The 25,461-nt window shown below is 57.3% G+C and carries 20 protein-coding genes; 14 read left to right on the plus strand and 6 right to left on the minus strand.

Features of this window, described 5'->3' with window-relative positions:
- Positions 1 to 268 precede the first annotated feature (268 nt).
- Together ACK6D9_RS01150 and ACK6D9_RS01155 are read left to right on the plus strand one after the other, a co-directional pair.
- A complete protein-coding gene (locus ACK6D9_RS01150; RefSeq protein WP_412050319.1) occupies positions 269 to 1,660 on the plus strand; it encodes an MATE family efflux transporter in 1,392 nt (463 codons plus the stop codon).
- A 174-nt stretch (positions 1,661 to 1,834) separates the two neighbouring features.
- Positions 1,835 to 2,581, plus strand: coding sequence for an NYN domain-containing protein (locus ACK6D9_RS01155; RefSeq protein WP_322988638.1), 747 nt, complete (start codon positions 1,835 to 1,837; stop codon positions 2,579 to 2,581).
- A 135-nt stretch (positions 2,582 to 2,716) separates the two neighbouring features.
- On the opposite strand, the gene ACK6D9_RS01160 is transcribed toward ACK6D9_RS01155, so the two are convergent.
- On the minus strand, positions 2,717 to 2,992 hold the full coding sequence (locus ACK6D9_RS01160) for a hypothetical protein (RefSeq protein ID WP_412050320.1): 276 nt from the start codon (positions 2,990 to 2,992) through the stop codon (positions 2,717 to 2,719).
- An 82-nt stretch (positions 2,993 to 3,074) separates the two neighbouring features.
- A complete protein-coding gene (locus tag ACK6D9_RS01165; RefSeq protein WP_412050321.1) occupies positions 3,075 to 4,925 on the minus strand; it encodes an EAL domain-containing protein in 1,851 nt (616 codons plus the stop codon).
- Between the two features lie 732 nt (positions 4,926 to 5,657).
- Between ACK6D9_RS01165 and ACK6D9_RS01170 the strand changes: the two genes are divergently transcribed.
- The 3 genes from ACK6D9_RS01170 to ACK6D9_RS01180 all read left to right on the plus strand — a co-directional run bounded on the left by ACK6D9_RS01170 (position 5,658) and on the right by ACK6D9_RS01180 (position 8,792).
- A complete protein-coding gene (locus ACK6D9_RS01170; protein WP_412050322.1) occupies positions 5,658 to 6,995 on the plus strand; it encodes a diguanylate cyclase in 1,338 nt (445 codons plus the stop codon).
- Positions 6,996 to 7,083: 88 nt separating this feature from the next.
- Positions 7,084 to 8,343: a response regulator gene (locus ACK6D9_RS01175; RefSeq protein WP_412050323.1), complete on the plus strand. Its 1,260-nt coding sequence runs from the start codon at positions 7,084 to 7,086 to the stop codon at positions 8,341 to 8,343.
- Positions 8,344 to 8,444: 101 nt separating this feature from the next.
- A complete protein-coding gene (locus tag ACK6D9_RS01180; protein ID WP_412050324.1) occupies positions 8,445 to 8,792 on the plus strand; it encodes an Hpt domain-containing protein in 348 nt (115 codons plus the stop codon).
- 189 nt (positions 8,793 to 8,981) lie between these two features.
- Here the strand turns inward: ACK6D9_RS01180 and ACK6D9_RS01185 are convergent, their stop codons facing one another.
- Both ACK6D9_RS01185 and ACK6D9_RS01190 read right to left on the minus strand, forming a co-directional pair.
- On the minus strand, positions 8,982 to 9,356 hold the full coding sequence (locus ACK6D9_RS01185) for a response regulator (RefSeq protein ID WP_412050325.1): 375 nt from the start codon (positions 9,354 to 9,356) through the stop codon (positions 8,982 to 8,984).
- A 148-nt stretch (positions 9,357 to 9,504) separates the two neighbouring features.
- Positions 9,505 to 13,836 (minus strand): CHASE domain-containing protein, encoded by a 4,332-nt coding sequence (locus ACK6D9_RS01190; RefSeq protein ID WP_412050326.1) that lies wholly within the window; start codon positions 13,834 to 13,836, stop codon positions 9,505 to 9,507.
- A gap of 267 nt (positions 13,837 to 14,103) precedes the next feature.
- Between ACK6D9_RS01190 and ACK6D9_RS01195 the strand changes: the two genes are divergently transcribed.
- From ACK6D9_RS01195 to ACK6D9_RS01205, 3 genes are all read left to right on the plus strand, one after another.
- Positions 14,104 to 14,241 (plus strand): hypothetical protein, encoded by a 138-nt coding sequence (locus ACK6D9_RS01195; RefSeq protein ID WP_412051887.1) that lies wholly within the window; start codon positions 14,104 to 14,106, stop codon positions 14,239 to 14,241.
- A gap of 375 nt (positions 14,242 to 14,616) precedes the next feature.
- The gene (locus ACK6D9_RS01200) at positions 14,617 to 15,228 is read left to right on the plus strand and encodes a hypothetical protein (protein WP_412050327.1); all 612 of its coding nucleotides are present in this window, start codon (positions 14,617 to 14,619) and stop codon (positions 15,226 to 15,228) included.
- Positions 15,229 to 15,305: 77 nt separating this feature from the next.
- Positions 15,306 to 17,243, plus strand: coding sequence for a methyl-accepting chemotaxis protein (locus ACK6D9_RS01205; protein WP_412050328.1), 1,938 nt, complete (start codon positions 15,306 to 15,308; stop codon positions 17,241 to 17,243).
- A gap of 124 nt (positions 17,244 to 17,367) precedes the next feature.
- Here the strand turns inward: ACK6D9_RS01205 and ACK6D9_RS01210 are convergent, their stop codons facing one another.
- Complete coding sequence (locus ACK6D9_RS01210; RefSeq protein ID WP_412050329.1) at positions 17,368 to 18,186, minus strand: methyltransferase domain-containing protein; 819 nt, start codon at positions 18,184 to 18,186, stop codon at positions 17,368 to 17,370.
- Between the two features lie 118 nt (positions 18,187 to 18,304).
- On the opposite strand from ACK6D9_RS01210, the gene ACK6D9_RS01215 reads away from it, so the two are divergent.
- The 6 genes from ACK6D9_RS01215 to ACK6D9_RS01240 all read left to right on the plus strand — a co-directional run bounded on the left by ACK6D9_RS01215 (position 18,305) and on the right by ACK6D9_RS01240 (position 24,471).
- The gene (locus ACK6D9_RS01215; RefSeq protein ID WP_412050330.1) at positions 18,305 to 19,444 is read left to right on the plus strand and encodes an ABC transporter substrate-binding protein; all 1,140 of its coding nucleotides are present in this window, start codon (positions 18,305 to 18,307) and stop codon (positions 19,442 to 19,444) included.
- A gap of 55 nt (positions 19,445 to 19,499) precedes the next feature.
- Positions 19,500 to 20,567 carry a FecCD family ABC transporter permease gene (locus ACK6D9_RS01220; protein ID WP_412050331.1) on the plus strand — a complete coding sequence of 356 codons (1,068 nt, stop codon included), beginning with the start codon at positions 19,500 to 19,502 and terminating at the stop codon, positions 20,565 to 20,567.
- The gene (locus tag ACK6D9_RS01225; protein WP_412050332.1) at positions 20,561 to 21,319 is read left to right on the plus strand and encodes an ABC transporter ATP-binding protein; all 759 of its coding nucleotides are present in this window, start codon (positions 20,561 to 20,563) and stop codon (positions 21,317 to 21,319) included. The genes ACK6D9_RS01220 and ACK6D9_RS01225 overlap by 7 nt, the downstream gene beginning before the upstream one ends.
- 292 nt (positions 21,320 to 21,611) lie before the next feature.
- A complete protein-coding gene (locus tag ACK6D9_RS01230; protein ID WP_412050333.1) occupies positions 21,612 to 22,616 on the plus strand; it encodes a TRAP transporter substrate-binding protein in 1,005 nt (334 codons plus the stop codon).
- 65 nt (positions 22,617 to 22,681) lie between these two features.
- Positions 22,682 to 23,203, plus strand: coding sequence for a TRAP transporter small permease (locus tag ACK6D9_RS01235; RefSeq protein WP_267654340.1), 522 nt, complete (start codon positions 22,682 to 22,684; stop codon positions 23,201 to 23,203).
- The gene (locus ACK6D9_RS01240) at positions 23,200 to 24,471 is read left to right on the plus strand and encodes a TRAP transporter large permease (protein ID WP_412050334.1); all 1,272 of its coding nucleotides are present in this window, start codon (positions 23,200 to 23,202) and stop codon (positions 24,469 to 24,471) included. The genes ACK6D9_RS01235 and ACK6D9_RS01240 overlap by 4 nt, the downstream gene beginning before the upstream one ends.
- A gap of 234 nt (positions 24,472 to 24,705) precedes the next feature.
- Here the strand turns inward: ACK6D9_RS01240 and ACK6D9_RS01245 are convergent, their stop codons facing one another.
- Positions 24,706 to 25,458 (minus strand): fumarylacetoacetate hydrolase family protein, encoded by a 753-nt coding sequence (locus tag ACK6D9_RS01245; protein WP_322990530.1) that lies wholly within the window; start codon positions 25,456 to 25,458, stop codon positions 24,706 to 24,708.
- Positions 25,459 to 25,461 lie beyond the last annotated feature (3 nt).

Raw genomic sequence — 25,461 nt, forward strand, 5'->3', positions numbered from 1 at the left:
TCTTCATCGAAGAGCATCCACATTATCACGCTGGCGAATTCGTCAATGCAAAAAAGACCGTCTCCCGCGATCCTGAAATCTTGACCTCGCCACAGCAATCAACTAAAGCCGCGCCTGGCTGCAGACGCCTGCCTCCCGCAGACTCGAAACGAGTTTTGGTGAAGTTCTGTGCGAGATCCTTTCTCTGTAAACCTCTCCGCGTCTCGCGCGGATGGCAATGCGGGACCCATCCACCACGGCGAGACTCGCGCATGAGGAATGCAGTGAGATGTCCGATCCTTCCCGTAATCCGTTTCTCGACGGGCCCCTGCCCGCAATCTTTGTCAAAACCGCGCTTCCCATTATCTTCGTGATGGGCATGAACGGTCTTCTGACCGTCGCCGACGCCCTGTTTCTTGGCCACTATGTCGGTGACACAGCACTTGCCGCAGTCACCGTGGTGTTTCCGCTCTACATGCTGATCGTCGCCTTCGCCACGATGGTCGCCAGCGGCATGGCCAGCCTGCTGGCCCGGCATCTGGGCGGCAAGCAACTGGATGCGGCCCAACAGGTTTTTGCCAGCGCCCATTGGCTGGCGCTTGCCGCCGGCGCAGTTTTGATTGCCCTCTACGCCTTGTTTGGCGGGCCGATCATCGCTCTCGCCGCCGGCGGAAACCAGGATCTTGCCGCGCTAGCCGCGAGCTATCTGCAGGTTCTTGTCCTCTTTTCACCACTGCTATTCCTATTGTCGGTCCAGTCCGATGCCCTGCGCAGCGAAGGCCACGTCGGCTTCATGGCGGCGGCAAGCCTTACAGTTTCGCTCAGCAACATCGGCTTCAATTATCTGCTGATTGGGTTATCTGATTTCGGCGTCCCCGGATCGGCCTACGGCACGGTGCTGGCACAGGCTTTGGCGCTCATTATCATCCTGACTTATCGTAGCCGGGGCCAAACTTTACTGCGCCCGGCTTCGGTGTTGCTGCACGTCACCACCTCCGGATGGGGCAAAATGCTCGCGCTCGGCGCGCCGCAGGGTCTGAATTTCGTCGGCATCGCGCTCGTATCCTCGGCCATCCTGCTGGCCCTGCAACTGGCCAATACGCCCCATTATGCAGCCACCGTCACCGCCTATGGCATTGTCACCCGGGTTCTCACCTTCGCCATCCTGCCGGTTCTCGGCCTGTCGCAGGCAATGCAGACCGTTACTGGCAACAATTATGGCGCCGGGTTGTGGCGGCGCACCAACGCCAGTCTCTTACTCGCCCTCGGGATTGCACTGCTGTTCTGCATGGCGGTTCAGGCCGCCTCGACGATATTCGCGGGGGCCATCGGCGCGGCCTTCGTCAGCGATCCGCAGGTCGTGACCGAGGTTGTGGCAATCATGCCGGCAATGGTGACGCTCTATTTTCTGTCAGGACCGCACATCATGCTCGCCGCTCATTTCCAGGCGATCGGCGATGCCCCGCGCGCTGCCATTCTCGGGTTGTTCAAGCCCTATCTGTTCATGTTGCCACTGGTCTTTGCCCTGCCGCATTTTTTCAATGCCCAAGCGATCTGGTGGGCAACACCCGCTGCGGAGGCGATGCTGGCCGTCGTGGCCATGCTGGTGCTATGGCAGAGAGCGCGGCGCCGCACCCTTCGCCGGGGTCTGTTTACCGGGACTGGACAAGGCGTCGCATGAGCACAGCGTCCCGCCAGTCCGCATTGACAACCGCTTTCAGGCTGGCTATCGCGCCACCGGTTTAGCCAGATGGTTTTGACAGGGGCCTGTGTTTGCGACGAGGATGGCCCGCGGCTGTCCGGCTGGAATCACTGTTGATGCAAAACGGATCCGGAACGCACGAGGAGATCATTCATGGCTATTGAAAACCGGTCGCCGAGGCTCGCCATTCTCATCGACGCCGACAACACGTCCGCCAAGATCGCCGACGGCCTGTTCGAGGAGGTCGCCAAGATCGGCGAAGCCAGTGTCCGGCGGATCTACGGTGATTTCTCCAGCACGCGCTCGAAAGGCTGGACCGAGGTGCTTGCGCGCCACGCAATCATTCCCCAGCAGCAATTCGCCTACACCACCGGCAAGAACGCCTCCGACATCACCCTGGTGATCGACGCCATGGATCTTTTACACAGCGGTCGCTTCGATGGTTTCTGCCTGGTGTCATCCGACAGCGATTTCACCCGGCTCGCCTCCCGTATCCGTGAGCAGGGCGTCGATGTCTTCGGTTTCGGCGAACAAAAGACGCCCGAGAGTTTCCGGCAGGCCTGCCGGCGCTTCATCTACACCGAGAACCTGCTGCCCGCGCCCGCATCAAACGGCAACGACGCCTCCGAGGAATCCAAACCGCTGCAGCAGCCCAGCGCCGCAACACCGGTCTTGCGAAAAGTCATCGCACAGATGGAAAGTGAGGACGGCTGGGTGCCACTCGGCGCTCTGGGGACCCAATTGGCCAACCTCTCGTCCGATTTCGACCCCCGCACCTACGGCTTTCGCAAGCTCAGCGATCTCGTCCGCAAGACCGGCGCCTTCGAGCTCGACCAAGTCGATGGAAAATCACTGCGCATCCGGATCAAGCCCACACGTCGGAAAAAAGACGACACCTGATCGCCTTGGGTTTTACGGGGCCCGAAACGATCCTGAGCGAGTGGCTTGATTTGCCGATGGGAAATCATGAGCCGTCCGCGCCTGTCCACAACCACGCCAGATGGGTTTTGGTATTATCCTGCCAGATGTCTGCAGTCACTGCCTTCTTGATGCCAAGAACAGGCTGACCGTGCCGACGATCCAGGGCAAAGCCGCCAGAATCAGGAAATCCACATCCCAATAATCTTGCAGGCGCACACTGCAGCCGGGAGAATTGGCTTTAAACGCGCATGCCAGGCCAACAATATAGGCCCAGCCGATAATCGGGCCGAGGAAAGTTGCGGCGGCAACGACGTAGAGAAATATTTTCATCGGCAGATCATAGGTTTGACTGCCGCGTGTGACCAGCCTGTCGCCAGTCGTATCCGGCAAATCATTTTGAGATTCGGCGGCACGGTCCTGAGCCGTTTACGCGCATGTTGGGAGCACCTTGGGCTGCCGATAGGTGTGACGTTCAGGCCGAGTTGCGCACCTGATCCGTATCGGTAGCCGGCGTGCTGACCTTGCCGTTGAACGACCGGAGCAATGTGGTGATGGCCTCGCCATCGACCGGGCGGGCATAGTAATAGCCCTGCGCCAGCGGGCAGCCGATCTCCAGCAGACGGGTTGCCTGTTCGGCGGTTTCAATCCCTTCGGCAATAATGCCGATCTGCATTTTCTGCGCCATGCTGATCAACGCCTCGACGATCGCACTACAGATCGCATCCGTGAGCAGGTGGTCGACAAAGGACTTGTCGATCTTGATGTAGTCGAGCGGAAAATCCCTGAGGTGGCTGAGCGAGGCGAAGCCGGTGCCAAAATCATCAAGCGCGACCTGCATGCCTTGCGCGCGCAAACGGGCAACCTGGCTGGCCACTTCCTGATCCATCAAGACATTCTCCGTGACTTCAATCTGGAGAAAGTTCTGCGGCACGTTATGCGCCTCGAACGGCGCGCGCAGACGTTGCTCGAGATTGCCGCGCTGGAAGTCGATGGTCGACAGGTTGACCGCGACATGGCCCAGTTCCAGCCCCTCGTCGATCCAGCCGCGCATGGCGCTGGCAATCTGTTCCAGCATGCAACTGGTCAGGCGAAAGGCATTCTTGGAATCGGTCAGTCCCATGGCAAAGGCACCGGCGCTGATGACCTCCCCCTCATGGGTACGAATACGGGCAAGGGCCTCAACACCGACGATTTTGGCGGTGCGCATGCAGATGACCGGTTGAAAATGGGCAAAGACGCGGTCTTCATCCAGTGCCTTGTCCAACAACGCAATCTGTTCGGAGCGGCACTGGATTGAAGTGCGCAGGCCGGGATGGAAATGGATATATTCGCCTCGGGCGGTCTGCTTGGCATGATAGAGTGCCAGATCGGCGTTCTGGCGCAGCGCATCGGCGCTGGTGCCGTCCTTATTGCTGAGAACGCCACCGATGGTGATCTGCAACAGGATCGTATTGCCATCATGTTCGTAAGCGAGCTCCATCTGGCTCAGCAACCGTCCAGCCAGTTCAGCCATGTTTTCGGCGTCGTTGCAGTCGGGACATATAACAGCAAACTCGTCGCCGCCAAGCCGATAAGCATCAATGCCTGCACCGACATTGGCAAGCCGCCGGGCGACTTCGCAGATCAGCGCATCTCCGACCGAATGGCCCATGCGGTCGTTGACCTGTTTGAGATTGTCGATATCGAGCAACAACAGGCCGAAACTCCGCGTCGGAAGAGTCATGTTCTGGGCGATGATTTCATCGAAAGCATAGCGGTTGAACAGGCCGGTCATCTGGTCGTGATAGGCCAGATGCTGCAAGCGGCGGCTGACCTCGGCCCGCTCCATGGCGATGGAACAGAGATGGACGCAGGTATCAACGAGTTGGCGCTCGACGTCGCTCGGCCCGCGGGATTCACGATAGTAGAACGCAAAAGTGCCCACCACCCGGCCCTCGGGTGATCTGATCGGGCTGGACCAACAGGCCTTCAACCCCTGCGGAAGGGCAAGATCCTGATAATCCTTCCAACGAAAGTCGGTGGCGATATCGGTAACTTCAACCGGGATGCCGAAAAAGGCGGCAGTGCCGCAGGACCCCACTTCCGGGCCGATGGAACATCCATCGAGCGCTTCGCCATAAGGCGCAGGGAGACTGGGACCGGCGACCGGATGGATCAAGCCGCCCGCATCAATTGAAGCGATTGTGCAATTGGCGCCAGGGGCGAGCGCCTCGGCGCGTCGGCACAAGGTGTCAGCGACCTCGGAAAAAGGCACGCCTGTGGCCACGGCCTCAAGTATCTCGTTCTGCAGTGCTGACAGTTCGGACTTGCGTCTGGCTTGCATGGACTATTCCTTCACGTGCAACCTCACAACAACAGCAGAAACCGATGTCTATATTCTTTATGGAAATCTAAATGGCGTGTTTTAGGGCCAATTTCGCAAAGAAGACTTCACAGTGGTTAACTGTTTGCATGCAAAACGGCACGAGAGCAGATCGGCTTTGCGCTTGATAGGGTAGCTACCCCAGCAAACAGTAGCCCGAAGACGCAACGCGCAATTCATCGCTGATGAAGAAGATGATGCAACCAGAAATCCGCCGGGCAATAGCCGTGCGAAAGCGGGAGACCTCGCTCAATCGGCACTGTTTGCTTCCCCGATAGCCACATCAAATCGCCCATACCAATATCCCTCGGGCACCGGAGATCAGTTTGAAACCGGTGCCGCAAGCAGATCAAGCGGGAACGAAGTCAATCCAGCGTCATTCCCGCTTTGAGAAATAATGCGTTATATTCGAGACTGCAGATTTAATCTGTTATTAATCGAAATACAATAAATTAATAAATTGTAAATATCAAAATATATTGGAGATGCACATTTCTCCAACTTGGATTAAAACCAGAACAAGGAAGATATACATCTGCAAGCACAATAAAATTGAACGAGATATGTGCGTATAGATGACCTTCACCGGAAAGCTCGTTGAAGCAATTGCGTCTGATTTCGCGCGAAAATCCCCCGATGATCACGAACGCCTCCAACATGAGAGATATTGATTTGTTGAACGTTGTATCTCCGATGAGTGGATTAGAGCCCGGCATTTCCGTTCCGGTGGAAACCCTATTCAGCAATGCGTCGCGACCTTCAGTGCATGTCATCGGCGGCGGCGAGTTTCTCGACTCTATAACCGCCATTCTGGGGCCAATGAGCTACATCCCCGCGCCTGTCGAAACCTCAACCCAGCACACTGTGGCTGAAGAGGCCGGCACTGGCACAATCGTGGTAATCGATGGCGAACTTCCCGACGCGCTCGAGATCTGCCAGGCAATGGACGAACTCGTTCCCAAGATACTGATCTCGCCGGAAACCACATTTTCGTTTCGCGCCAAATGTGCCCAGGCGAATGTAACGACCGTGATGAGCGCGCCGATCGATCAGGCCGAATTCATCAACTGGCTGGAGCATTTCGGCGGCCAATTGAGCAGTCAGCCCGCGTCGATCCTGCTGGTCGACGACGACCCGCTGGCGTCGGAAGTTTATGCCGAGATGCTGCGCGCCAACGGCATGACCGTTTCGGTCCTCAATGACCCATTCGATATCATCACGTCGATGGAGCGATCCTTTTTCGATCTCGTCATCATGGATCTTCAAATGCCCGGGACCGATGGCATCGAAATTGCCAAGATCATCCGTCAGCATCAAAACCACCTCTCGATCCCGATCGTGTTCTTGTCTTCAGAGGAAGACAAGCAGGTCCAGATGAAGGCACGGCAATTCGGCGGAGATGATTTCATTTCCAAACGGGCTGACCTAGATGCGCTCGTCGCCCTGATCCATCTGCGGGTACAGCGAGCCCGCGTTCTGCGCAACTTGATCGAGCGCGATGGCTTGACCGGATTGCTCAATCACCGTCGCTTCAAGGAGCGTGTCGGCCACGAGATGTCGCGCTACCATCGCACCAAACTGCAATTCTGCATCGCCATGATTGATGTCGATCACTTCAAGAAGGTCAACGACACCTGGGGGCACCCTGTTGGCGACAAGGTCCTGTCGATTCTGGCGCGGGCGCTGGTCGGCTGGGTCCGCAAGACCGATGTAGTCGGCCGCTATGGCGGTGAAGAATTCGCGGTTCTGCTGCTCGACACATCGCCGGACATGATCTTCGAGGTGATGGAAAATTTCCGCAAGCACTTTGCCAAGATGGCTTTCGACGGTCTCGGCGAACCGTTCTCGCTGACCATCAGCATCGGTGTTGCCGGGTGCACTGCGGACGGCGACAGCGCCACTCTCTTTGCCCAGGCAGACAAGGCACTTTACCTGGCCAAGAGCAATGGTCGCGACCAGGTTGTCATCGCCAAACCGGAGACATTGGCCGAATGCGACAAGACCGCCACTGCAGGTGCGGGCAAGACTTGATGGGGCAGCGGAAAGACGCCACTCATCGCGTGTCACGTGGAACTGTTTGCCTTCAGGCTTTCTTGCTCCACAGGATTGGACCAGACAAATGAATGTCACCTACGACAAATCTGCCGGAAACTCAGAAATCACGCTCAATGGCCGTTCGGTCTGCATCGTCGATGATGACAGTCTGTACCGGGGGTATCTTTCTGCGCTGCTCGGACAGGCACATATCAGAACGTTGGAAGCCAGCGACAGTTTCACCCTGGTCCAGGTCCTGGAAAAGGAGATGCCCGACTGCATTCTCCTCGATTACAATCTCGACGCAGAGAACGGTTTCCGGCTGCACGAACAACTCAAGCTTCGCTTCCCCCACCTTGCACCGGTGGTCATGCTGTCAGCGGATGAATCCCAACGCACCGCAATCAAGGCTTTCCGCATGGGGTTTTATGATTTCCTGCCGAAGCGAAACCTGCGGCTTGAAGAAATCACCGCCATCATCCAGAAAACCATCATCCGCCACGACAGCGAAACCGCGCGTCATGATGAGGTTTCAGCGCTTCGCAAAAACGCGATGTTCGATGATCTGACAGGCATGTATTGCCGCGATGAACTCGACACCAAACTGGCCCATGTTGAGAAATCGGCCGACAAACTGCGGACGAAATTCGCGATCTTCTCGATTTGCCTGGCCGACTACCAGACAATCGGCACCAATTACGGCATCGCCAATGCCGATGAAATTCTTCGCAGTTTTGCCGGCAAAATCCGGACGACCATCAGAACGGATGATTTCTGCGGTCGATTTGACGAAGACAGCTTCCGCTATGTCATGGACAGGAATGCTTCCGAGGCCAACATCATCGAGTGTCAGCGGCGCCTGACCGAGAAATTGACCTTTTCCCACCACCTCAAATCGGTGGAACTGAAGATCTCACCCTTGATCGGGGTTTCGATCTCCAGTGATCACAATGATCTCGCGCAGATGATGCAGTCGCTGGCGGAACAGCAACAGCAGCAACTCGACGCATTGCGCGCAGAAAGCGGCCCCAACGGCTGGAGTGCCCTGCCTGACGGAACCTCGCCAGCCAGTACCGGCGTTGCCGAGGCCAAGGAGCGGCGGAAATCGGTTCGCATGCGGACCCTGAAACCTGCCTTCATCGCGCTTGAAGAATGGTCGTCAAAAATCAATTGCACCGTTCGCAACATTTCCGAAGGCGGCGCGCGTATCCGGTTGGATCAGCCCTTGGCGCTGCCTGAATATTTTCTGCTCAAGATCACCAGCTCGGGGCCACTCAGACGGGTCCGCAAATGCTGGCACATCAATGATGAAATCGGCGTCGAGTTCTGTGACGAACCGAGTTAGAACAGCTTCAGTCCCTGCCGCGTCCGGCAGATGTGGCGCGGCAATAAATATGATCGGCGAACCTGACGTCCGGCGATCTCCAAGACAGGGAATTCCAACCGATGGTCAGCCAATCGAAAGGCATCTCCAACCTGGATCAGTTGCCGGATGAGGCACAGAGCCGGATTGCTAAATTGCGCCTTCTGTTTGTGGCGCGATGCCAGGAAAATCTGGATCAGATAAGGCAGGTACTGGACAAACGGACGGCGGCCGATGGGCCGGCGACGCAGGACCCCGAACTCATCAAACTGGCCCATTCCCTGGCCGGCGCATCGGCAATATTCGGATACCAGGAGCTGGGCCTCGCTGCGTCCAGGGTTGATTCGATGCTGCGCCGGGACAAGTACCCCGATGCGGATTTTGCCTTGGCGATCAATGCGTTGATTGACCAGCTCTCAGCGCTCGGCTGAAAACAACAAACTGCCCCATTTGTCCAGATACCGGTTTATCGCCGGCAACAGGGATCACGTGCTGACGCCTCTGCCTGCGCATCAGGGACAGCGCCAGTCGGGCTCATCACGCATGAATGAGCTCAAAGTGCTGCAGTGCGCACCATACTGGTCTTCGGCCAATTGAACGCTGGAGACTGGCGGTCTGTTTCAGCCTTTGACCCGTGCAAACAACTCCCTTGCCTGCATGGCCAAGGTCATCGGATCAAACGGTTTGGAAATCACCCCAGCCGCACCCAAAGCCATGAATGTTTCGACATCTTCCGGCTGGGTTCTGGCCGTTATGAAGACCACCGGAATGGACCCGTGAACCTCGTCTTGCCGTAGATGCACCAATGTCTCCGGGCCGTCCATGCCCGGCATCATGACATCAAGCAAAATCAGGTCCGGCAGCCACTCCTCAACGACGGCCAGCGCCGCTGAACCTGACGCCGCGATCCTCAGCTCAATACCGGGATCAAGCTCGAGCGCCATTCCGGCAATTTCGCGGATGTCATCTTCATCATCCACGTACAGTATTTTCATCGGTTCAGTCATGGCTAGCTTTCGTACTCACGCGCATATTGGTCTTTCATGGAAATTCGGCACACATGCCGCGCCCGATGATCAGGTACACCGGGCACTCAGGGGCGGTATTCTTATACCTCGCCTCGAAACCTTGTTTGGCAACCCGTCACCTCGCGACCAGGCTTTGTATTTTCTTGACGATCTTCGCCTCCGAGGCCCGCGATTTTACCATGACCGAGGCGACCGACCGCTTGACGTCGTCGGATACTTCCGAGGCCGACAGGATCATCACCGGAATCGGCAGCTCACCCAGGCTGGTCAAAGTGTCGAGAAACTCGAGCCCCGACCCGTCCGGCAACCCAAGGTCAAGCACGATCAAATCGAAGCGATTGGAGTGCAACAATACTTCAGCGCTTTTCAAGGTCGTGGCCGTAACAACGGTGACGGAGCCATTCAGATAGGTTGCCAGCACCCGGCTCAGATCCTCGTCATCCTCGATATGGAGCAGGGTCGGCACATCCCGCTGACGGTAATGAAGTAGCAAGTGCTGGCCATCGTCCGGCTCACTCTTCTCCGCTAGAACGTCCTCTACAGGCAACGGGAAGTCGACCCAGAAAGTGGTGCCGCGGCCGGTTTCGGTCTCGAAGCCGATTGTTCCACCCATTCTTTCAACAATCTGCTTGCTGATGTGCAGGCCAAGCCCGCTGCCGCCCTTCACCCGTGTCGTGGAGGAATCACTTTGCAGGAATTTTCCAAATATCTGCGGACGGAATTCTTCCGGAATCCCTTCGCCGTAATCCTTGACCACAACCCGGGCCTGTTCACCGTTTCGGTGGGCCGAAACCTCGACCTGGCCACCCCTGTTGGAAAACTTGGCAGCATTGGAGAGAAGGTTTGACATCACCTGCGCAAACCGCTCCGGATCAACATTGATTGCCAGATCCGGATCGATCCCGACGTTTTTGATGGTCACGTTTAGCTTTTCCGCATAAGGCTGGTTAACCTCAACCGCCTGGGTGAGCAACGGCGCTACTTCTTCCGATTTCATCTCGAACCGCATCTGCCCCGATGCGATCTTGTCGATATCGAGAATATCATTGATCAGCAGCGTCAAGCGCTCGCAGTTCTTGTGGGCGATATCAATCAGGCGGATGGCCTTGTCCGGCAATTCCTTTGACATCGCCCCCATGACCAAGCCAAGCGCGCCGCGGATCGATGTCAGCGGGGTCCGCAATTCGTGGCTGACGATGGATATGAAATCTGATTTCAGGCGTTCGATTTCCCGTCGCTTGGTCAGATCCATGATGACGCCCAGATACCCCGTGGTTTGATGGGCATCATTGCGCAAGGCGGTTCCGGTCATGAGGACCGGAAACCGCTGTCCATCCCGATGAATGAAGGTCCATTCGTTTTCATCGATACCGTTGGCATCGACATTCCGTGTGAAGGTCTCGAAACCCGGACTGACCAATGAGCCTAGCTCGGTGGTGAGAACGCGCGCTCTCTCCTCGATTTCAGTTGGATCGTGCCACAATGCCGGCGTTTGCTTGCCAACGATTTCTTCGGCCGAATAACCCAGTGCCGTTTCAGCCGCCTCGTTGAAGACCATCACCTTGCCCTCAAGATCCGTGGCGATGATCATGTATTCCGTACTGGCCATGACGGCTGATTTGAGTGCGTTGGACTCGCTCAGCGCCCGGGCTGCAGCAACGGCTTCACTGGTATCCCGCAACGTGCTGACCAGCATGCGCTTACCATCGAGATGCATCTCGTTGACGGAGAGATCCATGGGGAAGATCGATCCGTTCATGCGCCGTGCGGAAACTTGCTGCCCGCTGCCGATAGCCAGTCCCTCACCGGTCTTCAGGTAATGGCTGATGTAGTCATCGTCAGGCGGCAACAACATATTGACGTGCTTGCCGACCACTTCACCCCGCGCATAGCCAAAGATACGCAGCCCGGCCGGGTTGATCGATTCAATCATACCCTCCGGACCAATGGTCAGGACGCCGTCCAGTACAGTGTTCATCACCGTCAGGTTTCGGGTTGATTCCTGCTTGATGCGTTCGCTGGACTGTTCCAGATCAGCAGTCTTCAGCCGCGACAGAAGCGTCATATGTGCCGTGATGGCGGTCAGGATCGAGATAAGCAGGCCGGCGATCAAAGCTACGTCAGGCAACAGGGTTTGCTGCGATTTGAGGAACCCTGTTGTCGGAATGATCTGGATCGACCACAGCTTGTCGGGGATTTGTATCGTGCTTTCAAGCGACCAGGGCAAGGCGACAGACTGGGTCAGATTGCCAAACTGAAGTTGCGCATCGCCGTCATAGGTAATCAGGAACTGGTAGCGGTCGAGTGTTTCAGGCAGGATCTCGCTGCTGAAGAACTCGCTCACCGAGAATACCGAGGCAAGATAACCCTCCGAGAGGCCCTGCTTGTTGAGCGGAAAATAGGCAATGAAAGCCTGATCTTTGCCCGCCAACTTGATCGGAGGACTGATCTTGGGAATGTCCTGCAAGACCGCCATCTGCGCCAAACTAGCTTGCGGCTCCTGTTGGATGGCGTCTACCCAGACCAGCCGGTCATTTTTTGTCGATTGTTGCGTATTCAGCATCTGTCCCTTTGCATTGACCCATGCAAGAGCTCTCAAGCCCGCGAGATGGTCTATGTAATTGCGCGCATCCACTTCCCATAGATGCGCCGGGCGATCGGGATCGGTTTCCATTCGCGCGGCCATGCGTTTCAAGGCCAACAGCTTGCCTTCGGTTTCCGCGGTGATGAGCAAATCGATCTTGCTGATTTCACTTGAGATCATGGCCTTGAGATGGGCCACTTCCTTGTCATTGAGAGCCCGATACAGCGACACCGATCCCACCGCCAAAACGGCAAACACGAAGGCGGGCAGCAACAGCGCTTTGCTGCCGTAGGTTCTTTCCGCCGACCCTGTCAGACGTGAGCTGGTCACAAACAGGAACAAACCAGACAGGAAGGTGATCAACAGGCCGCCGGACAGGATCAGAATGGGGTTGTTGCTGTGCCAGTTCCCCTCAAACCCGAGCGTGCTTTCCCACACGATCAGCCATTCCTGCTGCATGATTTCAATGTTTTCCCGCTTGGAAAAAGCGGGCGTATGACCGTCCGTGCGGGCCTTGTTGCTTTCGTAGATCAGGGCCGCAGCATTTTCCCGTCCATCATCATAGACCCGCAAACTGACGGTGTTTCCCTGGCTTTTGGTCAGATCCCGCATGAAATTCTTGGCTATGAATGGCGCATAGATCCAGCCATCGAACAGGGCCCATTTTTCAACCGATGATCTTGGCTGAAACCCATCCCGATACATCGGATACAACAGCAGGAAGCCGGGGGTTTTCTCCTCGTCCTGGACCAGGATGACGCGTTTGGTGATGGCCGGTTTTCCGGTCATTTTCGACAGATCGGCGGCCTGCTTCCGGTTTTCTTCAAAGGCGATATTCAGCCCCAGGGCCTGCCGGTTGGTAGCTTCGGGCTCGATATAGGCGATGACGTAACGGGCATCTCCAGGCACGTCTGGATGTATCGCAAAGTTCCTGGCACCATCGGCCTGGGTCGTCCGCACGAACGGGTCTACCCCGCTCGGCGCCAGCGATGCGATCCATCCCAGGCCACTGATGCCGGGGAAATTTTTCTCAATATCGAGCACATCAACATAGCGATGCCACTCATGGCGGTTGATGGAATGCGACCCCTGGAAATAGGCGACCCCACCCAGAAGCGCATTCTCATAGGAATTTATCCGGCTCAGAAGCGCCTTTTTGCTCTCCAGCGCCATTGCTTCAAACTGGATTCTGCCATTCTCGTGGGCTGCCTCCGACGAGATTTTCCACGCGTAAAACGTCAGTCCCAGAGGAATGAGAAGCAGCAGCATTGCGGTGACTTGCAGATTGCCCAGCGCCTTGCCGCGCCAGGAAAGCCTCTGCGGACCTCCCGGGGCTATCAGCGCCAATGGCAAAAACACGATGATGCCGAAAATGCCCCCCGTCCACCATGTCACCCAACTATCCATAAGCTCGTCAGCGGGCGTGGCGCCGGAGAGGAACAAGGCGGAAACGCCAATTGTGGGCGCCACCAGACAAACGACCGGACCGACAGCAAAGAACAGCAGCAGCACGTCGCGGATATGGTTGAGACTTACAGGAAGACCGAGCAACCGCCTGACCAGCGCATACCCAGCCAAAGCCTGAATACTGGACCCCGCTGCTATCACCAGCGTGGTCAGCGCCTTTGCTTCGTCCAGGCCGGATTCACTCGAATAGGCGCCCGATATATAGCTGCCGAGCAGAATCGAACCGAGAAAGATGCCTGGCCACAAGCGCCAGCCAAAGAGGATCAACGCGCCAAGCGCTATTCCGGAAGGGGGCCAGATAAAGGTGGCATAGCCAGGCGGAACTGCCAGAGACAGGCCAAGCTGCCCCGAGCCAAAGTAGATACCGGCAACCAGAAGCATTTTTGCAAGAAACACGACATTTCGGTTTTGCATCATATTGGAATATTTACCCTGGCTCTTGTGTTCGCCAAGGTTTCCGGACCGAGACCGCTTTAGACTGGTGCTTTATTGTTAATGCTCCCTTAGTGCAGGGACCATATTAATCGCGCCAGAATTGGTACTGCACCAGCCTTTTCGATTTCAACGAAGGCTAGGCTCAGGCCGTCGCCAACTTGGCGGAAGCTTTGCCACCGGGCATCCCCGCTGGCGAGGTGCCCGAGTTTAAGGGTCGTCTCTGCGGCCATGACGGACGTCGCCATCAATACCCAGCCAGGCTATCCCGCCATCGGCCGCCTCAAGGGGCTGGCCGAACTTCGGGGAATTATGACCGCTCTTTCTCATCCGTCGCTTGAGCGCATTGCGCCGGGAAATTCAACCTGACTGCAGAGCCAAGGCAACTGGTTTCACTTGACCAAATATCCCACCGAGGCGGTGCTTCCCGGCTACGCTCCGGCGCGGCACGCCTTGCGGGATTGTGCATCTGGGTACTCCCGAGCGTTTGCGCATGGATCCAGAGCAAGCGGATCGCACTGCGGCCCGCATCACCATCGAATTCTTGCGAAACTGAAGCAATCACATCTCCCTCGAACTCCTCAGATCCTTTCTGGAGTTAGCCCTCCTGCAATTGCCATCGACTGTGGTTCTGAACCATAACCCCAAGATATTAACGGTGCTTTCTCATCGAGCAATTTGGATTAGACTTAATGCGGTGTTAAATTTTCAAGTCCAAATCTTCTCCAACTGGAGGAGATACCAATGGACGTTCTCAAAGCTTTTGTCATTATCAGCGCCACATCGGCGATGATATCACCGGTTTTCGCTGAGCCGGCCAAGCCTAATATCCGGAGTCTGATCACACCTTCGGTGGTTCAAGACATGCGGCAGTGGATTGAAACCGATATCGTCCGCATTTCGGTCGATGCTCAAAACGACCGCCTGCAAAAGCTTGACCAGGGCGAGATCGATGCACTGGACGAGCAATGGCGTGCGGAACGCGAAAGCGACGACAAGCCGCTGATTGCAGCGACACTGTCAAATCCGCTCTCTGTTTACCTCGCCCGTTTGCAGGGCAAGTCTCTCGGCCTTTATGCCGAAATCTTCGTGATGGATCAAAACGGCCTGAATGTCGGCCAGAGCTCGATCACCAGCGATTTCTGGCAGGGCGACGAAGCCAAATTCCAGAAGACTTATGACATTTCCGGCGATGCACTCTTCATTGGCGAACCCGAATGGGACGATGAAGCCAGGATCTGGCGCGGGCAGGTGAGCTTCACTCTGACCGAGGCAGACAGCGACGCGTCGATTGGCGCTGTCACAATGGAAGTCAACCTGACCGAACTGCAACGGCGCTCCGCGCCCGATGCATGATGCAATGAAATCACATCGTGTCGTGACCGTCCCCAGGACCCAAGCCGCGACCGCCGAGAGACAACAGGACGCTTATCATGCTCAAGAACATATCTGTTAGTGCCAAGGGGTTTGCCGCATTCGCAATACTCGCTGTCATTGCGATCGGTGCCTCCAGCTTCATCTACGCGCGGGCGCTGACGGCAACAGAGCTTGTTGAACACAGCCGGTCCATGGGACAGTTGCTGAACGAAACGTCGGAGCTCACCGACAACGTCAATAGGGCCAACCTTGCCTTGAAGAACTTTTTGCTGACCGGCAACCGCGATTTCGTCAAGACTTACCAGTCCGTTGGTGGCGAAATAGACACACAGATCGCGGCTCTTGAAACACTCTATTCCGAACATGCGTCGGAGCAGCTTTCGGCAATTGGCGAAGCCGCCGCCGTGATTGCCGACTGGCGTGTTTCCGTTGTCGACAGGCAGATCAAGCTGATGCGCGACCCGATGACGGTTGAACTGGCGCGAGCGCTGGAACTGACCGGCACCGGTGCCCGTCTTCTTGGCGATTTCGAAAGCAAGATAGATGCCGTCACAGCCACTGTTCAGAAGCAGGCTGACGCGGCTGGAGCCGATCAGATGTCGGCGCTCTCGGCCGTTGAATTCATCAGCCTGGGCGCCTCGCTCTTGGTAGCAATAGTTGCCGCCTTGATGGGGCTGCTGAACTTCCAGCTCGTCTCTCGCCCGTTGGGGCGGCTTGCCGACATCACTGCAAGGCTCGCCAATGGCGAACTCGACGTGGTCATCGACAAGGGTGGCAAGGACGAGATCGGCAAAATGGCGGAATCCATGCAGATCTTCCGCGAAGCGGCAATCGCCAACCAGCGGTTGGAGACCGAGGCGGAGGAAAACCGCAAGCAGGCCGAAGCCGATCGCATTGAAGCCCAGGAGCGTGCTGAAGCCGATGCCGCGGCACGCCTCAAGGTTGCTACCTCCGGCCTTGCAGCCGGCCTCAAGAGGCTTGCATCCGGCGATCTCTCATTCCAGCTTGAAGAGGCATTCGCGCCGGACTTTGAAGCCCTGCGCCATGACTTCAACCAGTCGGTCAAGCAATTGGGCACGACCATGGCATCGATAACCGACAGCGTTTCGGTCATGGAAACCGGAACCCGCGAAATCGCCAACAGTACCGATGATCTGTCAAAGCGTACGGAACGTCAGGCCGCAGCGCTTGAAGAAACCGCAGCCGCTGTTGAGGAAATCACGGCCAATGTGGTCAATTCGACCAAGCGGACGGAAGAAGCCCGCGGCGTTGCTTCCCAGGCCAATACATCGGCCACGCAATCCTCCGAGGTTGTTGGCCAGGCCGAGGATGCAATGCGCCGGATCGAGGAGAGTTCGAAGCAGATTTCCAACATCATTGGCGTGATCGACGAGATTGCTTTCCAGACCAACCTGCTGGCACTCAATGCCGGGGTCGAGGCAGCGCGCGCCGGTGAAGCCGGCAAGGGCTTTGCAGTCGTCGCTCAGGAAGTGCGCGAACTTGCCCAACGCTCGGCAAAGGCCGCGAAGGAAATCAAGGAACTGATCGAGAACTCCTCCACGGAAGTTTCCGGCGGCGTGGATCTGGTTCGCAAGGCAAGTGAAGCCCTGCACACGATCGGCGGCTTTATCTCCGAGATCAACACCCACATGGATGCGATTGCTGTTTCAGCCAAGGAGCAGTCAACCGGGCTTTCCGAGGTCAATCAGGCCGTCAATTCGATGGACCAGACAACTCAGCAGAATGCCGCAATGGTGGAACAATCCAATGCTGCATCATCCGAGCTGGCCACCGAGGCCGCCAAGTTGCGCGAACTGATCTCGCAGTTCAGGATTGACGGAGCTGCCTCAGCGCAGTCTGCCGCCTTGCATGCAACCGCCCGGACCATGGCGGAAGTGTCCCGGCCCTCCCGCCCGGCAGCAAACTCTATCCATCCTCAGCGGCGCAGCCAGGGCAATGCGGCTGTTGCGCAGGAGAACTGGGAAGAATTCTAATGCCTGTCGCGCAAAATCATGAAGCGGTTTTGCGATAAAGACGACATGCATAAATCCGAGCTGTTACAGGGCCGCGCATCCATCAGGGTGCGCGGCTTCTTCATGAATTGGAGCGACCGCCCCATCATTCGCCATGCGGTTCAGCGATTGCCCGGCTGGCTGGTTTGCGCGCACAAATGGCGTATCGATGCTGGGTGGCACGCTCGATGCGCTTGAGAAATGGGAAGTTCTTTTTCTGTGCCCTGTGAATGGCGCGCATGTCGACGTCGATCACTATGTTTTCAAAGCCGGCCTGGGCCAATAGTGCTGCAACTGCGCTGGCGTGAGCACCGCGGGAGAAATAGACCCGCGACAGGATGCTGTGATGCGTCTCCGTCATCGCTGTTGATTGCGTGCTCCCGGGTCTGACTTTACGAAAGCGGGCGATGGTACGGGCAAGTGTATTGGCGAGCTTGGCCAGAAGCCCGGAATTGACGAAGTCGCCGTCGACAATCAGCACCTTTCCACCCGGCTTGAGCACGCGCAACCATTCTGAAAACGCAGCCTTGGGATCGACAAGCGTCCAGACCAGATGCCGGTTGATGATCACATCATAGCTGGCATCGGGCTCCATGGTGTTCTCGGCATCGCCCATCAGGAATCGCGCCGAACGCCCCTGCAACCTGGCCTTGGTGCGGGCGCGCTCCAGCATCGGCTCGGACCAGTCCATGCCCGTGACATCGAACCCCAGATCGTCCAGCAGATTTGATACCACGCCGGTACCCGAGGCGAGATCAAGCGCGCGTCGCCGCTCGCCGTGTCCGACATGCCGGAGGATCAGCTGGTGCCAGGCAGCACGTTCCGCGTCCGAAAAGATCTCGTGACCGGCCTGGCTGTCAAAGCTTTCAGCGCGCGATGACCAGTAGGCCTTGATTTCATCCCTCAGTTCAAAATTTTGCGACATGCCTGACGTGTCCACGGTCCAGTCTCCGGTTGCTCTGGAATCCTTCTAAAAGATAAAACTTGACTGCGAAAGTCATAATATAATAATTCGTTTTCAAGACAAGATTGCTGGAGACAACATGTTTATTTTCAAGAAGGTGGCATTCGCCGCCACGATTTCGCTCGCGCTTTTTTCCGCCGATTCCATCGCCGGTGAGACGGTCACGATCACCGACATCACCGGTCGCGAGGTGGAAGTCAGCGTACCGGTTGAGCGGGTCATCCTCGGTGAAGGACGGCAGATCTACTTTGTCGCCGCCCTTGATACCGAGGCCCCTTTCGAGCGCGTCGTCGGCTGGCGTGACGATTTCAAGAAGGCCGATCTCGACGGCTACAATGAATATCTTGAGACATTCCCGCAGATGGAAGGCATTCCGACTTTCGGCGGCATGAAGGACGGCACGTTCAACCTCGAGCAGGCCATTGAGTTGAACCCCGACGTCATCATCATGAACACCGAAGCCAAGTCGGCCACCCAGGAAAGCGGCTATATCGAAAAACTCGCCAAGGTCGGCATTCCCCTAGTTTATATCGATTTCCGTGAGAAGCCGATCGCCCACACCGACCAGTCGATGCGCATCATTGGCCAATTGTTCGGCAAGGTAGCCCGCGCCGAGGAATTCGTCGAATTCCGTCAGGAGCAGATGGCCAAGGTGACCGACGTGCTCGACAAGATCGAGGATCTGAAGAAGCCGCTGGTCTTCGTTGAGCGTGCCGGAGGTTACAGCGACGATTGCTGCATGTCGTTCGGCAACGAGAATTTCGGCAAGATGGTGGAAATGGCCGGCGGCAACAACATGGCCAAGGATATCATTCCCGGCACCTTTGGCACGGTGAATCCCGAGCAGATCATCGCTTCCGACCCGGACCAGATCATCATCACCGGTGCCAACTGGGAAAACTATGTCCCGAGCGGCAACTGGGTCGGCCTGGGCGCTGGCGCTGACAATGCCGAATCCGAGCGCAAGCTCAACGTGCTGATGCAGCGCCCGGCCTTCACCGGCGTCAAGGCGGTCAAGGACGGCAATGTGCACGGCATCTGGCACCAGTTCTACAATAGTCCCTACCAGTTCATCGCGGTTCAGCAATTGGCAAAGTGGCTGCATCCGGACCTGTTCAAGGATCTTGATCCGAGCCAGACATTCGCCGACCTGCACGAGAAGTTCCTGCCGGTGGAATACCGTCCGGGCTATTTCGCCTCGCTCAACCCGGCAAAGTGATGCCACGCTCCGGCGGCCCCGCCGCCGGAGTTTTCTGCTCGAACCGGATATTCCCATGACCATGGCCAGCGAAACCCTCTCCGACATCAGCGGCGGCAACCGTTACCGTGCGCTGGCGGCACGGCGAATCCTTCTGATCACCGGTCTGATTGCAGCACTGGTGGTCAGCGTCGCCACCGACATGGCGCTCGGTCCGGCGAGCTACAGCCTCAGCGAAGTTGTTACCGCCGTCCTGTGGCCCGCCGGCATCGATGTCCAGCTGCAGGTGGTGATCTGGGACATCCGCATGCCGATTGCAATGATGGCAGTGACTGTGGGCGCCTGCCTGTCGCTGGCCGGCGCGCAGATGCAGACCATTCTAGCCAACCCGCTGGCAAGCCCGTTTACTCTGGGGATTTCGGCTGCTGCCGGCTTTGGCGCAGCCCTCGGGCTGGTGGCGGGTGTCGCCATTTTTCCTGCCGCAGTGCAGTACATGGTGCCACTCAATGCCTTCTTCATGGCGATGCTGGCTTCGCTGTTCATCTACGGCGTCTCGACCATGCGCGGCGTCAATGTCGAAACCATCGTACTGCTCGGCATCGCACTGGTGTTTACTTTCAACGCGCTGCTGGCACTGCTGGAATATCTGGCGTCAGAACAGGCACTCGCCGCCGTCATCTTCTGGACCATGGGCAGCCTCACCAAGGCCACCTGGGCCAAGGTCTGGATCACCGGCGGCGTGCTCGCCATCTGCGCACCTTTGTTTGCGCGCAATGCCTGGGCGCTGACCGCCTTGCGGCTCGGCGACGACAAGGCGGCCAGCATGGGCGTCAACATTCGCCGGTTGCGGCTCGAGACGTTGCTGCTTGTCAGTCTTCTCGCCGCCATTCCTGTCGCTTTCGTCGGCACCATCGGTTTCATCGGCCTGGTCGGACCGCATATCGCCCGCATGCTGGTCGGTGAAGATCAGCGTTTTTATCTGCCTGCCTCGATGATCTGCGGTGCGCTGATGCTGTCTGTCACCTCGGTGGTCAGCAAGATGATCATTCCCGGCGCCATCCTGCCAATCGGCGTGATCACCGCATTGGTGGGCGTGCCGTTCTTCTTCTCGCTGATCTTCACCAACCGGAGACGATCATGGTGAACCTGACGCTGAGCGGCGTCGGTGCCCGCTACGGCAAGCGTGTGGTGCTCTCCGATGTCACCTCCGATCTGCTGGTCAACGGAGAGCTGACCGCCGTCATCGGGCCCAATGCGGCCGGCAAGTCGACCTTGTTCAAGCGCGTGGCGGATCTGATTGGCGGCGCCGGGATTGTCGAGGTCTCCGGCGCCGAGGCCGCCAGCGGCCGGATCTGCTACATGCCGCAGGACACCGGCGTCAATGCGGTGCTGACGGTCTATGAATCAGTGCTGCTGGCCGCCAAGCAGGGCGGCGACTGGCGCGTATCGGACCAGCAACTTGCTGATATCGACGACACACTTGATGCGCTGCGCATCACCGAGCTTGCCTTCCGGCACCTCTCGGAACTCTCCGGTGGCCAGCGCCAGTTGGTATCGATTGCCCAGGCGCTGGTGCGCAAGCCCGGTGTGTTGCTGATGGACGAACCAACCTCGGCACTCGACCTGTCGCGACAGATCGAGGTACTGACCCTGATCCGCCACCTTGCAGCGCGCATGGACATGACCGTGCTGATTGCGCTGCATGATCTCAACCATGCCCTGCGCTATTGCGACAATGTCATTGTCATCGCCGAAGGCACCATGGTGGCCAGTGGCCCGGTGGCCTCCGTGATCACCGAAGAGCTTCTGCGCGACGTCTACCAGGTCAATGCACGCATCGAGTGCTGCTCACACGGACAGGCCTTTGTTATCGTCGATGGCACCGTGACCAACTGAACATCAACACCGTTTTTGGGAAGAGTATCGGCGGCTTCACCCAGTATGAAAACTGAAGATGGTCGACTGAGTTTTACAGCCGAACTCCATCAAAACGCACAATCAAAAATCAGTTCTTCCCTCACTCCGTTTCCGGCTCCGTTGTATCCACAGCACAAGAACGGTTGGGCAAATTCGTTGTGCTGGTCAATAGAATTTGTCCCCCTCCCCAATAACATGGGCTCTCTTGGTGCCGTTGCGGACCAGATTTGCAAGCCGGTGCCAATCGCTGAATCATGCTTTGGAGGGTAGAATGGCACTCAAGAACACATTCCGCATTTGTGTAGCGGCAGCTGTAATCTGGGCGACGGGAGCCCAGGCAGAAACGGTCCTGCGCTTTGGGCATCCCAATGTCGCCGGCGAAGTTTCAAGCAAGCTTTATGACGAATTCGTCGAACGGATTGCCGAACGTACCGACGGCGAAATCAAGATTCAGGTTTTCCCCGGCGAGCAGCTCGGCAAGGAAACCGATATGGTCCAGCAGTTGCGGGATGGTGTGCTTGACATAACCGCTGCCTCGATGGCTGCAGCGAGCACGCTCGTTCCGGCTATGGAAATCCCCAGCACGCCGTTCCTGTGGAGCAACTGGCTTGAAGCCGAGGCCGTCATCTCCGGCGCGGCGATGCAGCCGGCCTTTGACGAGCTTGAGGAAACCCACAACATCATTCCGCTGACCAAGATCTGGTACTGGGGATGGCGCAACTTCACCCTTTCTGAAAAGGAAGTACGCACCCCCGAAGACATGAAGGGCTTGAAGATCCGCGTGCCGGAATCGCCTGTCTGGGTCGAGATGATCCGTGGCATCGGCGCCGCACCGACCCCTATTCCGTTCAGCGATGTTTACACCGCGCTGCAGCAGGGCACCGTCGACGGCCAGGAAAATCCGATCCCGACGATCTATGCACGCAAGTTCTATGAGGTTCAGAAATACATCGTTCTGTCGCGCCACATGCTGCAGAACAATTTGATCCTGATGAACAAGAATTCGTTTGCTGCCCTGGAGCCGCGTCATCAGCGCATCATCCTGGAGGAAGTCGGCGCCGCCTCTGCCAAGATGACCCTGCTGCAGCAGCGTGCAGAGGAAGACATGCTGAAGGAAATCGTCGCCACCGGAAAGGTCACCGTGATCGATGATCCCGATCGCGCCGCCTTTGCCGAAAAGTCGACCGAAGCAGTCTTCACCGCGCTTTCCGAGCGTTGGGGCGAAGAAAACATCTCGCGGGTGCGCGCCACCATCAAGAGCATTCGCGAACAATAAGTCATGCATGAATGCCGGACCGGTTAACCCGGTCCGGCATTTTTCACTCACGCTGGGAGGCCGCAGTGAAGTTTGTTATCAAGCTCGACAATTGCATACGGCAGATCGAGCATCACTTGTTGTGGGTGTTGCTGGCCACGATTTTCGTCATCCTCACAGCCACCGTCTTCTGCCGATACGTGCTCGGAACACCGATCACCTGGACTGAAGAATTTCTGACGATGGTGTTTACCTGGATGGTGTTCATCGGCGCCAGTTCGGCGCTGTCGACCCATCAGCATATCCGCATCGACTTCATGCTGCGCATACTTCCGGCACGGTTTGACAAACTGGCCGCAATCGCCGCAGTTTTCGTCTGTCTGGCCGTGTTCGCCGTGCTCATTCACTTCGGCCTGAAATATGTTCACACCACCTGGAACGACCTGACCCCGATGATGGGCGTTACCTTCGGTTTCTATACACTTGCGCTTCCGGTCACGAGCCTGTGCGCGGCGCTGCATGTCATTCGTATTTGCCTTGAAACGGGCGTTCGTACGGCACTGCAGAGCACGCTTGAGCAACAGAACGAAGTGGAAATCAGCGCATGATCGTTACCCTGGTTCTTGTGCTTGTTCTGATGTTGCTGATCGGTGTCCCGACCGCCTACGCGCTCGCGGCATCGGCAATTGCAGTGATCTGGCTTGAAGGCATTCCGCTGACGATCGCGGTGCAGCGCATGACTTCGGGCCTGCAATCGTTTCCGTTGCTTGCCATTCCGCTGTTCATTCTTGCCGGCACCCTGATGAACTCCTCCGGCATCTCGGAGCGCCTGTTCGCGCTGACCGGTGCACTGGTTGGCCATATCCGCGGCGGCATGGCCTACGTCAATGTTCTGACCAACGTCTTCATGTCGGGGATATCCGGTTCGTCGCTTGCCGATTGCGCCGCCACAACGCGTGTCTTTGTGCCCCAGATGGTCAAGCACGGCTTCGACAAGGGCTTCAGCGTTGCGTTGACCGCCTCGTCCGCTGTCCTCGCTCCGGTGATCCCTCCATCCATCCTGCTGGTGATCTACGGCTGGCAGGCCAATGTCTCGATCGGCGATCTTTTTGTGGCCGGCATTGTCCCGGGCCTGGTCATCGCCATTGCGCTTCTGGGCACTGTCGCCGTCATAACCCGGCAACGCGGTTTTGGCCGTGGTCCGGACTTCTCCGGACGGGCCTTGCTCAGCTCATTCTTCGATGCGTCCTGGGCACTGCTGATGCCCGTCATCATCATCGTCGGCTTCCGCATGGGCATTTTCACCGCAACAGAGGTTGCCGCAATTGCTGCCGGCTATGCATTTGTCGTCGGACTGTTTGTCTACCGCACGCTGAGTTTCCGTGAACTGCCTGATATTTTTGCGGGTGCGGCACGCGACACCTCATCCATTCTCATCATCGCCGCGACCGCCGCGCCGTTCGGATGGATCCTGTCTGTCGGGCAAGCTCCGCAGCAGATGCTGTCGTTCCTGACCGGTGTTTCCGATAATCCCTTCGTCATCCTGTTGCTGATCAACATCATCCTTCTGGTGCTCGGCACCTTCATGGAGACGCTGGTGCTGATCATCATCCTGGTTCCAATCCTGTTGCCGCTGATCCAGTCGCTGGGCATCGACCCGGTGCATTTCGGCATTGTCATGATCATCAACCTCGTCATCGGCCAGTTGACGCCGCCGCTGGGCGTCTTGATGTATGTGACCTGCGGGATCTCGGGAACCAGCATCGGTGAGTTCATCCGTGCGATCAAACCGTTTCTGATCGCCCTGATCATCGCACTTCTGGTGATTACCTACATTCCCGCGCTCGCCTTGTATCCGACCGCACTGTTGCGGTGATCGGGACCATGCCGGCGCCTGGCATCCGGTGAAAGCCACACCGGATCTGACGAAACAAAAGAAAGGGTGCTCGCGAAAAACTGGGCGCCCTTTCTCGCATTTGCGTTACATGATCAGGGCCGTAACGGCACTCCGATCAAAACCAAAACGCCGTGCATCCAAAGGGAGGCACGGCGTGATGATGAACTTGATAGAGAGCCTGAATGGGGCGTATCAGGCTTTCAGGCTGCCGCGTCAGGCAACGGTGTTGCGCAAGCGGCCGATCTTTTCGATCTCCACAACGATCTCGTCACCTGACTTCATCGGTCCGACACCCGACGGCGTACCGGTAATGATCAGATCGCCAGGCAACAGCGTCATGATGCTCGACACGAATTCAAAAATTCTGCCTATCGGGAAGATCATGTCACTGGTGTTGGACGACTGGCGCAACTCACCATTCTGCCAGAGCTTGATATCTACATTGTCGGCGTCGAGATCTGTTTCGATGCAAGGACCGACCGGCTTGTAGGTATCGAAGGACTTGGCGCGCGTGAACTGGCCATCGGCCCGCTGCAAATCGCGATTGGAGACATCATTGGCGCAGGTGTAGCCAAGGATATGTTTTGCAGCGTCCCCGGCGGCAACGTTGCGCGCGGTTTTACCGACGACGATGCCGATTTCCGCCTCGAAGTCGACGCGCTGAGTTTGGCTGTCGAGTACAATTTCCTCGCCATCGGCGATGATGGCCGAGGGCGCGCACATGAACAACATCGGCTCGGCCGGCACGGCAACACCCGACTCCTTGGCATGGAGCGTGTAGTTCAAGCCGACGCAAACCAGTTTGCTGGGCGCCACTGGCGCAAGCACGCTGACGGAAGCAAGCGGTAGCATCTGGCCGCTCTTGTTGATCGAATCGAAGGGCTGGCCGGACAGGACGGCAACATTATCGCCCTCCAGCACCCCATAGGATGTATTGCCTTCATGAATGAAGCGGATGATTTTCATCTG

It is taken from the genome of Hoeflea sp. Naph1 (assembly GCF_046837775.1).
In the GTDB taxonomy this organism is placed as follows: Bacteria; Pseudomonadota; Alphaproteobacteria; order Rhizobiales; family Rhizobiaceae; genus Hoeflea.

Excerpts from the sequence above, each read along its gene's own strand:
- ACK6D9_RS01205 (WP_412050328.1), top strand. The coding sequence starts at position 15,306 with ATGCTCAAGAACATATCTGTTAGTGCCAAGGGGTTTGCCGCATTCGCA.
- ACK6D9_RS01150 (WP_412050319.1), top strand. The coding sequence starts at position 269 with ATGTCCGATCCTTCCCGTAATCCGTTTCTCGACGGGCCCCTGCCCGCA.
- ACK6D9_RS01240 (WP_412050334.1), top strand. The coding sequence starts at position 23,200 with ATGATCGTTACCCTGGTTCTTGTGCTTGTTCTGATGTTGCTGATCGGT.
- ACK6D9_RS01175 (WP_412050323.1), top strand. The coding sequence starts at position 7,084 with ATGAATGTCACCTACGACAAATCTGCCGGAAACTCAGAAATCACGCTC.
- ACK6D9_RS01220 (WP_412050331.1), top strand. The coding sequence starts at position 19,500 with ATGACCATGGCCAGCGAAACCCTCTCCGACATCAGCGGCGGCAACCGT.
- ACK6D9_RS01165 (WP_412050321.1), bottom strand. The coding sequence starts at position 4,925 with ATGCAAGCCAGACGCAAGTCCGAACTGTCAGCACTGCAGAACGAGATA.
- ACK6D9_RS01215 (WP_412050330.1), top strand. The coding sequence starts at position 18,305 with ATGTTTATTTTCAAGAAGGTGGCATTCGCCGCCACGATTTCGCTCGCG.
- ACK6D9_RS01230 (WP_412050333.1), top strand. The coding sequence starts at position 21,612 with ATGGCACTCAAGAACACATTCCGCATTTGTGTAGCGGCAGCTGTAATC.
- ACK6D9_RS01170 (WP_412050322.1), top strand. The coding sequence starts at position 5,658 with ATGAGTGGATTAGAGCCCGGCATTTCCGTTCCGGTGGAAACCCTATTC.
- ACK6D9_RS01245 (WP_322990530.1), bottom strand. The coding sequence starts at position 25,458 with ATGAAAATCATCCGCTTCATTCATGAAGGCAATACATCCTATGGGGTG.
- ACK6D9_RS01195 (WP_412051887.1), top strand. The coding sequence starts at position 14,104 with ATGACGGACGTCGCCATCAATACCCAGCCAGGCTATCCCGCCATCGGC.
- ACK6D9_RS01180 (WP_412050324.1), top strand. The coding sequence starts at position 8,445 with ATGGTCAGCCAATCGAAAGGCATCTCCAACCTGGATCAGTTGCCGGAT.
- ACK6D9_RS01200 (WP_412050327.1), top strand. The coding sequence starts at position 14,617 with ATGGACGTTCTCAAAGCTTTTGTCATTATCAGCGCCACATCGGCGATG.
- ACK6D9_RS01185 (WP_412050325.1), bottom strand. The coding sequence starts at position 9,356 with ATGAAAATACTGTACGTGGATGATGAAGATGACATCCGCGAAATTGCC.
- ACK6D9_RS01225 (WP_412050332.1), top strand. The coding sequence starts at position 20,561 with ATGGTGAACCTGACGCTGAGCGGCGTCGGTGCCCGCTACGGCAAGCGT.
- ACK6D9_RS01155 (WP_322988638.1), top strand. The coding sequence starts at position 1,835 with ATGGCTATTGAAAACCGGTCGCCGAGGCTCGCCATTCTCATCGACGCC.
- ACK6D9_RS01210 (WP_412050329.1), bottom strand. The coding sequence starts at position 18,186 with ATGTCGCAAAATTTTGAACTGAGGGATGAAATCAAGGCCTACTGGTCA.